General features: G+C 72.6%; 9 protein-coding genes. 7 read left to right on the top strand and 2 right to left on the bottom strand.

From position 1 onward, the window contains the following. The 6 genes from AOK22_RS34575 to AOK22_RS34550 all read left to right on the top strand — a co-directional run. Positions 1 to 464, top strand: a 464-nt coding sequence (locus AOK22_RS34575) for a class E sortase (RefSeq protein ID WP_157872373.1), incomplete at its 5' end; no start/stop codon positions are given. A 21-nt stretch (positions 465 to 485) separates the two neighbouring features. Then, on the top strand, positions 486 to 761 hold the full coding sequence (locus AOK22_RS34570) for a DUF3311 domain-containing protein (RefSeq protein WP_055702670.1): 276 nt from the start codon (positions 486 to 488) through the stop codon (positions 759 to 761). Then, positions 758 to 2,296 carry a sodium:solute symporter family protein gene (locus AOK22_RS34565; RefSeq protein ID WP_055702669.1) on the top strand — a complete coding sequence of 513 codons (1,539 nt, stop codon included), beginning with the start codon at positions 758 to 760 and terminating at the stop codon, positions 2,294 to 2,296. Before AOK22_RS34570 ends, AOK22_RS34565 begins: the two co-directional genes overlap by 4 nt. 82 nt (positions 2,297 to 2,378) lie before the next feature. Beyond that, on the top strand, positions 2,379 to 2,690 hold the full coding sequence (locus AOK22_RS34560) for a DUF6412 domain-containing protein (protein ID WP_055702671.1): 312 nt from the start codon (positions 2,379 to 2,381) through the stop codon (positions 2,688 to 2,690). Positions 2,691 to 2,820: 130 nt separating this feature from the next. Further along, the gene (locus AOK22_RS34555; RefSeq protein ID WP_079037013.1) at positions 2,821 to 3,576 is read left to right on the top strand and encodes a YidC/Oxa1 family membrane protein insertase; all 756 of its coding nucleotides are present in this window, start codon (positions 2,821 to 2,823) and stop codon (positions 3,574 to 3,576) included. Positions 3,577 to 3,691: 115 nt separating this feature from the next. Next, positions 3,692 to 4,549 (top strand): fumarylacetoacetate hydrolase family protein, encoded by an 858-nt coding sequence (locus tag AOK22_RS34550; protein WP_055702667.1) that lies wholly within the window; start codon positions 3,692 to 3,694, stop codon positions 4,547 to 4,549. Between the two features lie 180 nt (positions 4,550 to 4,729). Here the strand turns inward: AOK22_RS34550 and AOK22_RS34545 are convergent, their stop codons facing one another. Continuing rightward, complete coding sequence (locus tag AOK22_RS34545) at positions 4,730 to 5,197, bottom strand: heme-degrading domain-containing protein (RefSeq protein ID WP_055702666.1); 468 nt, start codon at positions 5,195 to 5,197, stop codon at positions 4,730 to 4,732. Then, a complete protein-coding gene (locus AOK22_RS34540) occupies positions 5,194 to 6,291 on the bottom strand; it encodes a Gfo/Idh/MocA family oxidoreductase (RefSeq protein ID WP_055702665.1) in 1,098 nt (365 codons plus the stop codon). Before AOK22_RS34540 ends, AOK22_RS34545 begins: the two co-directional genes overlap by 4 nt. Before the next feature lie 137 nt (positions 6,292 to 6,428). On the opposite strand from AOK22_RS34540, the gene AOK22_RS34535 reads away from it, so the two are divergent. Beyond that, the coding region (locus AOK22_RS34535; protein WP_157872371.1) for a winged helix-turn-helix transcriptional regulator at positions 6,429 to 6,756 on the top strand (328 nt) is incomplete at its 3' end.

Here is a 6,756-nt window from a genome sequence, read left to right as displayed (position 1 = left end):
CCCCGCCCCGCGGGGACCAGGCCTACGCCGTCCTCCGCATCCCCCGCATCGGCATCCGCGTCCCCGTCGCCGAGGGGATCAGCAAGAGTGCCGTGCTCAACCAGGGATACGTCGGGCACTATCCCCGCACCGCCCAGCCCGGCCAGGCCGGGAACTTCGCGCTCGCCGGGCACCGCAACACGCACGGGGAGCCGTTCCGGTACATCAACCGGCTGCGGGACGGGGACGAGCTGCGGGTCGAGACCGGGAGCGCCGTCTATACGTACGTCGTGGACAAGGCGCTGGCCCGGACCTCGCCCCGCGACGGCGGTGTCATCCGGAGCGTGCCGCGCAGCGAGGTGCGCAAGGGGTACGGGTACAGCGAGCCGGGGTTCTACATCACGCTGACCACCTGCACTCCGGAGTACACGTCGAAGTATCGGCTCGTGGTGTGGGGCACGTTGCGTTCCATGCGGGCGCGCTAGGGGCGGATAGGGTCGGGGTTCGTGATCGTTCGACGTCCCCATCTGCTGTGGCTCCTCGGCCCCTTCGTGCTCTACGTCGGGGCCCTGCCCCTGGCCAATCGCGTACGGCCCGTCGTCCTCGGGCTGCCCTTCCTCTTCTTCTGGCTGCTGGCCGCCACCCTGCTCACGCCCCTGTGCGTGTGGCTCGCCCACCGGGGGGACCGGAAGCGGAGGGACGGGGGCCGGAAGCAGGGGGACGGGAGCCAGGCGCAGAGGGACGGCGACCGGAAGCAGGAGAACGGGGGCCGCCGCGCATGAGCGACGGAGCCATCGCCACCACCGTCTTCGGCGTCTTCATGGCCGCCACCGTCGCCCTCGGCCTCGCCGCCGTCCGCGGGCGCGGGCGGCAGGGCGGGATCGCCGAGTGGTCCGTGGGCGGGCGCAGCCTCGGGGCCGTCTTCATCTGGGTGCTGATGGCGGGGGAGGGGTACACCAGCTTCAGCTATCTGGGGGCCGCGGGCTGGGGGTACAACTACGGGGCGCCCGTCCTGTACGTCGTCGCGTACATGTCCTGCGGATACGCCGTGGGGTACGTCGTCGGGCCCGTGCTCTGGGCCTACGCCCGGCGGCACGGCCTCGTCAGCATCTCCGACATGGTCGCCCACCGCTACGACCGGCCCTGGCTCGGCGCCGGGGTCGCGCTGCTGGTGACGGTGTTCCTGCTGCCGTACATCCAATTGCAGATCACGGGAATGGGCGTCGTCGTCTCGACCATTTCCTACGGCGCGATCAGCCTCGACTGGGCCTACTTCATCGGCTTCGCGGTCACGACCGGATTCGTCGTCGTGAGCGGGCTGCGCGGCAGTGCCTGGGTCTCCGTCCTGAAGGACGTCCTCGTCATCGGGACGCTCGGTTTCCTCGCCGTCTATGTGCCGCTGCACTACTTCGACGGGTACGGGCCGTTCCTGGACCGGATCGTCGCGGAGAAGAGCGACTGGCTGACGCTGCCGGGCAGCGGCGGGAGCGCGTACGGAGAGGCGTGGTTCGCCACCACCTCGCTGCTCAACGCGCTGACCGTCGTCATCTTCCCGACCACCGTCGCGGGCTACCTCGGCGCCCGCAGCGCGGACGGGCTGCGCCGCAACGCGATCTGGCTGCCCGCCTACAACGTGCTGCTCTTCGTGCCCATGCTGCTGGGCATGGCCGCGCTGTTCGTCGTGCCGGGACTGGTCGGGGCCGAGTCCAATCTCGCGCTCTTCAAGCTGGTCGTGGATTCGCTGCCCGCGTGGGGCGTCGGGGTCATCGGGGTGGCCGCGGCCCTCTCCTCCATCGTCCCCATGGCGGTGTTCATGCTGGTCATCGGGACGATGTGGGGCAGCAGCGTGCTGTCGCTGCTGCCCCGGTGGCGCTCCCCGCAGCGGCAGAAGCTGGCCTCGCAGGCCGTGGTCGTCGTCGCGGGCGCGCTCGCCCTGGCGCTCACGTACGGGGCGCCCAACACCCTCGTGCGGCTCTCGCTCATCTCGTACGAAGGGATGGCGCAGCTGGTACCGATGCTGCTCCTGGGCCTGGTGTGGCGGAAGCTGACGCTCGCCGGGGCGGTCAGCGGGCTCGTCGTGGGCGTCGGGATCGTGTGCGGGCTCGTCTTCAGCGAGAACGATCCCGTCTTCGGCGTGAACGCGGGGATCGTCGCGCTCGCCGTCAATCTGGCGGTGGCGCTCGCCGTGTCGTACGGCGTGCCGTACGCGGGTGCGTCCGGCCGTGCGGACACCCGGCCGGACGAGGACGTCCTCGCGCGCGATCCCCTCGACGAGGATCCGGTGGGAGCGGAACCCGTGGTGACCGATCCTGTATAAACGTCAGTAGGACAAGTGCCGTGTGCATCGATCGACGCGCACCGGTCCGCACGACCGAGGAGAGGAGGAGCGCGTGCACGACCTGATCCGCAGCTGGAAGGCGGCGGCGCGCCCCGCCCTGCTCCTGCTGTTCCTCCTCGTCGAGGTCGTCCTCGTCGACACCGGCAGCCTCACCGCCGCCGTCGCGCTCGCCGCGACCGCCGCCGCGGGCTCCGCGCTCACCGTCTGCTCCCTGCTCGCCGCGCGCTCCGCGCCCGCCGTGCCGCGTACACGCGTACGCACGGCCATCCGCGACCGGGAGCGGCGCACCGCCTTCCTGCCCCAACGCGACCCCGACGCCCGGGGCCGCAGGCGCCCCCGAGCACCCGGCCGTCCCCTCCTGACGGCCGCGTAGGGGCACACGCAGCACACCATCCGGTCCCCTCGCGGGTCGTCACGCCGACGCGACGTCATCCGTCGCCCTCTCTTCCGGCACGACGAAACCCTCGGAGGGTTCCTCCATGTCCGATCTCTTCTCCGCCTTCATGTCCGTGTTCGCGGGGCTGGTCGAGCATCTCGCCGACCTGCTCGACCCGTTCTTCCACGCCTCGGCGACGGCCGCGGCGATCGTCCTGTTCACCGCCTGCGTACGGCTGCTCGTCCACCCGCTGTCCCGTGCGTCGGCCCGCGGCCAGAAGGCGCGCGCCAAGCTCTCGCCGCAGATCGCCCAGCTGCGCAAGAAGCACGCCAAGAACCCCGAGAAGCTCCAGCAGGCCGTCCTCGAACTGCACCGCAAGGAGAAGGTGTCGCCGCTCTCCGGGTGTCTGCCGAGCCTCTTCCAGCTGCCGGCGTTCTTCCTGCTCTACCACCTCTTCTCCAACACGAGCATCGGCGGCGACAAGAACACGCTGCTCGACCACACCCTCTTCGCCGCGCCCCTCGGCGGGCGCTGGACGGACGCGCTGGCCGACGGCGGGCTCTTCGGGGCGCAGGGCGTCGTCTACCTGGGCCTGTTCGCGCTCGTCGCGACCGTCGCCACCTTCAACTTCCGGCGCACCAAGCGGCAGATGGCGGCGGCGCCCCAGCCCGGGGCCGGCGCGGGTGACCAGCAGATGCCGGGCATGGCCACGATGACCAAGGTGATGCCGCTGATGTCGTTCATGACTCTGTTCACGGTGGCCGTGGTGCCGCTGGCCGCCGCGCTGTACGTGGTGACCAGTACGACCTGGAGCGCGGTGGAACGTGCCGTGCTGTACCGGGACATGCCGAACGCGGCGGGGGCGCTCGCTACCGCCGGGTAACGGTCCAGTACGTGAACCGGGTATTGCCTACCGCACGCCGACCTTGGACGATCGACCAAACCTCCGATGGCCGCACCCCATCGGCCGGGCCACGCTCGACCAAGGGAGACAGACCATGAAGCTGCTGCGAGTCGGTACGGCAGGGGCGGAGCGCCCCGCGCTGCTCGACGCCGAGGGGACCCTGCGGGACCTGTCGGGGATCGTCGCCGACATCGACGGCGACGTCCTCGCCGACGCCGCGGCGCTCGGCCGGATCAGGGCCGCGGCCGACGGCGGTGACCTGCCGGTTCTCGACGCGCAGGGGCTGCGCGTGGGCCCGCCGCTGGCGCGCGTCGGCAAGGTGGTCTGCATCGGGCTCAACTACCACGACCACGCCCGCGAGACGGGCGCCGAGCCGCCCGCCGAGCCCGTCGTCTTCCTCAAGGCGGCGGACACGGTGGTCGGCCCGGACGACACGGTGCTCGTGCCGCGCGGCTCGGTCAAGACCGACTGGGAGGTCGAGCTCGCCGTGGTCATCGGACGTACGGCGCGCTACGTGGAGTCGCGGGAGGAGGCGCTGGCGCACGTGGCGGGGTACGCCGTGGCGCACGACGTCTCCGAGCGCGAGTTCCAGATAGAGCGCGGCGGCACCTGGGACAAGGGCAAGAACTGCGAGACGTTCAACCCGCTGGGCCCCTGGCTGGTCACCGCGGACGAGGTACCGGACCCGCAGGCGCTCTCCCTGAAACTCTGGGTCAACGGCGAGCTCCAGCAGGACGGCACGACCGCCGACCAGATCTTCCCGGTGGCGGAAGTGGTGCGCTACGTGAGCCAGTTCATGACGCTCCACCCCGGCGACGTCATCAACACCGGCACCCCGGCGGGCGTGGCGATGGGCAAGCCCGAGCCGAAGCCGTACCTGCGGGCCGGGGACGTCGTGGAGCTGGAGATCGAGGGCCTGGGCCGGCAGCGGCAGGAGCTCAAGGGGGCGTGACGCCGGGGGCGGCTCCCCCTCGTCGGGAGGCAGCTCCCCCCCGACGGGGCAGTTCCCTCCGCGGGAGGGGGAGTTCCCTCCCCGCAAGGCGTCCGCTCCGGCGTTCCCGGCTCCCCGGGGGCGCCGGAGCGGCCGGAGCGGCATGACGAGACCGTGGGCCGACGTCGGCCGAGGCCGGGCTCAGCCCGCGATGAAGCGCTCCAGCGCCTCCACCACCAACGCATGGTCCTCCACCTGCGGCAGCCCCGAGACCACCACCGTGCCGATCACTCCCGCGCCCTCGACCGTGAGCGGGAACGCGCCGCCGTGGGCCGCGTACACGTCCGGGTCCAGGCGGGAGGAGGCCTCGAAGGTCGTGCCCTTGGCGCGGAAGCGGGAGCCGACCAGGTAGGAGGAGCAGGCGTAGCGTTCGACGACGCGGCGTTTGCGGTCGATCCAGGCGTCGTTGTCCGGGGTGGAGCCGGGCAGGGCCGCGTGGAAGAGCTGCTGGCCGCCGCGCCGGATGTCGATCGCCACCGGGGCGCGGCGCTCGCGGGCCAGGCCGACGAGGAGCGTGCCGAGGGCCCACGCGTCGTCGTACGTGAAGTGAGGCAGCGTCAGGCGGGCTTCCTGTGCCTCCAGTTCGGGGATGGACGGCGCGTCGCTCACAGTGTCACCGTCACACCGTCGCGGGCCGAGCGGCGGGCCGCCTCCAGGACGTCGAGGGCCGCGGCGGCCTCGTGCGCGGTGACGGGGTTCTCGCCGGTGCCGCGCAGGGCGTCGGCGATCGCCGCGTAGTACGCGGGGTAGTCGCCCGGCAGCGTCGGGAGCGGGCGTCCGCCGCCCGTCAGCGGGGACTCGCCGGAGCCGACCCGGCCCCACATCGTCTCGGGCTCCACGCCCCAGGGGTCCTGCGCCCCCGGGCGCCGGCCGTCGCGCAGGGCCGCCTCCTGCGGGTCGAGGCCGTACTTGACGTAACCCGCCTGCGAGCCGAGCACCCGGAAGCGGGGGCCGAGCTGGGCGGTGGTGGCGCTCACGTAGAGGTGCGAGCGGACGCCGTTCGCGTGGGTCAGCGCGATGAACGTGTCGTCGTCCGCCTCCGCGCCGGGACGCCGCACGTCCGACTCGGCGTACACGGCGGCCGCGGGGCCGAAGAGCGCGAGCGCCTGGTCGACGACGTGGCTGCCCAGGTCGTAGAGGAGACCGCCGATCTCCTCCGGGTTCCCCGACTCGCGCCAGCCGCCCTTGGGACGCGGGCGCCACCGCTCGAAGCGGGACTCGAAGCGCCATACGTCGCCCAGCTCGCCGTCGGCGAGCAGCTGCCGCAGCGTACGGAAGTCGTTGTCCCAGCGGCGGTTCTGGAAGACGGACAGGAGCAGCCCCCGCTCGTCGGCGAGGGCCGCGAGCTCGCGCGCCTCGGCGGCCGTGCCCGCGATCGGCTTGTCCACGACGACCGGCAGGCCCGCCTTGAGCGCGGCGGTGGCGAGCGGCACGTGCGTCTTGTTCGGGGACGCCACGACGATCAGGTCGAGCTCGTCCGCGCGCTCCCACAGCTCGTCCGCCGACGCCGCGCGGCGCAGGCCGTCGCCGAACTCGGCGCGGGCCTGCGCCTGCCGCTCGGGGTTCGACGTCACGACCGTGTCGAGCGCGAGGCCCTCGGTCGCGGCGATCAGCGGGGCGTGGAAGACGGAGCCCGCCAGGCCGTACCCGATGAGGCCGACGCGGAGGGGAGAGGCGGGGGTGCCGGGGCCTGTACCAGTCATGCCCTCCACTTAAGCAACGGTGTTGCCAAAGTGCAAGCGGAGGGGACAATGGCCTCGTGGAGTCGTACGTGAACAGGGCCGACGCGGACAGAGTCGATGCGAACAGGGCCGATGCCAGGAGAGCGAACGCGGTCGGGGTGAATCTGCCGGCGCTGCGCGGGCACAACGCCGCGCTCGTGCTCGACCTGCTGCGCGCGGCGGGCTCGGAGGGCATCAGCCGCCTGGAGCTCGCCGAGCGCACCGGCCTCACCCCGCAGGCCGTCAGCAAGATCACCGCACGGCTGCGCGCCGAGGGCCTGGCCGCGGAGGCGGGCCGCCGCGCCTCGACGGGCGGCAAGCCCCGCACCGTCCTGCGCCTGGTCCCCGAGGCGGGCCACGCGGTCGGCCTCCACCTGGACCGCGACGAGCTGACGGCCGTCCTCACCGACCTGACCGGCGCCGTCGTCGCCGAGCGCCGCACCCCGC

It is taken from the genome of Streptomyces silaceus (assembly GCF_001419745.1).
Classification (GTDB): Bacteria; Actinomycetota; Actinomycetes; order Streptomycetales; family Streptomycetaceae; genus Streptomyces; species Streptomyces silaceus.
This window is presented reverse-complemented; position numbering and strand designations above follow the sequence as displayed.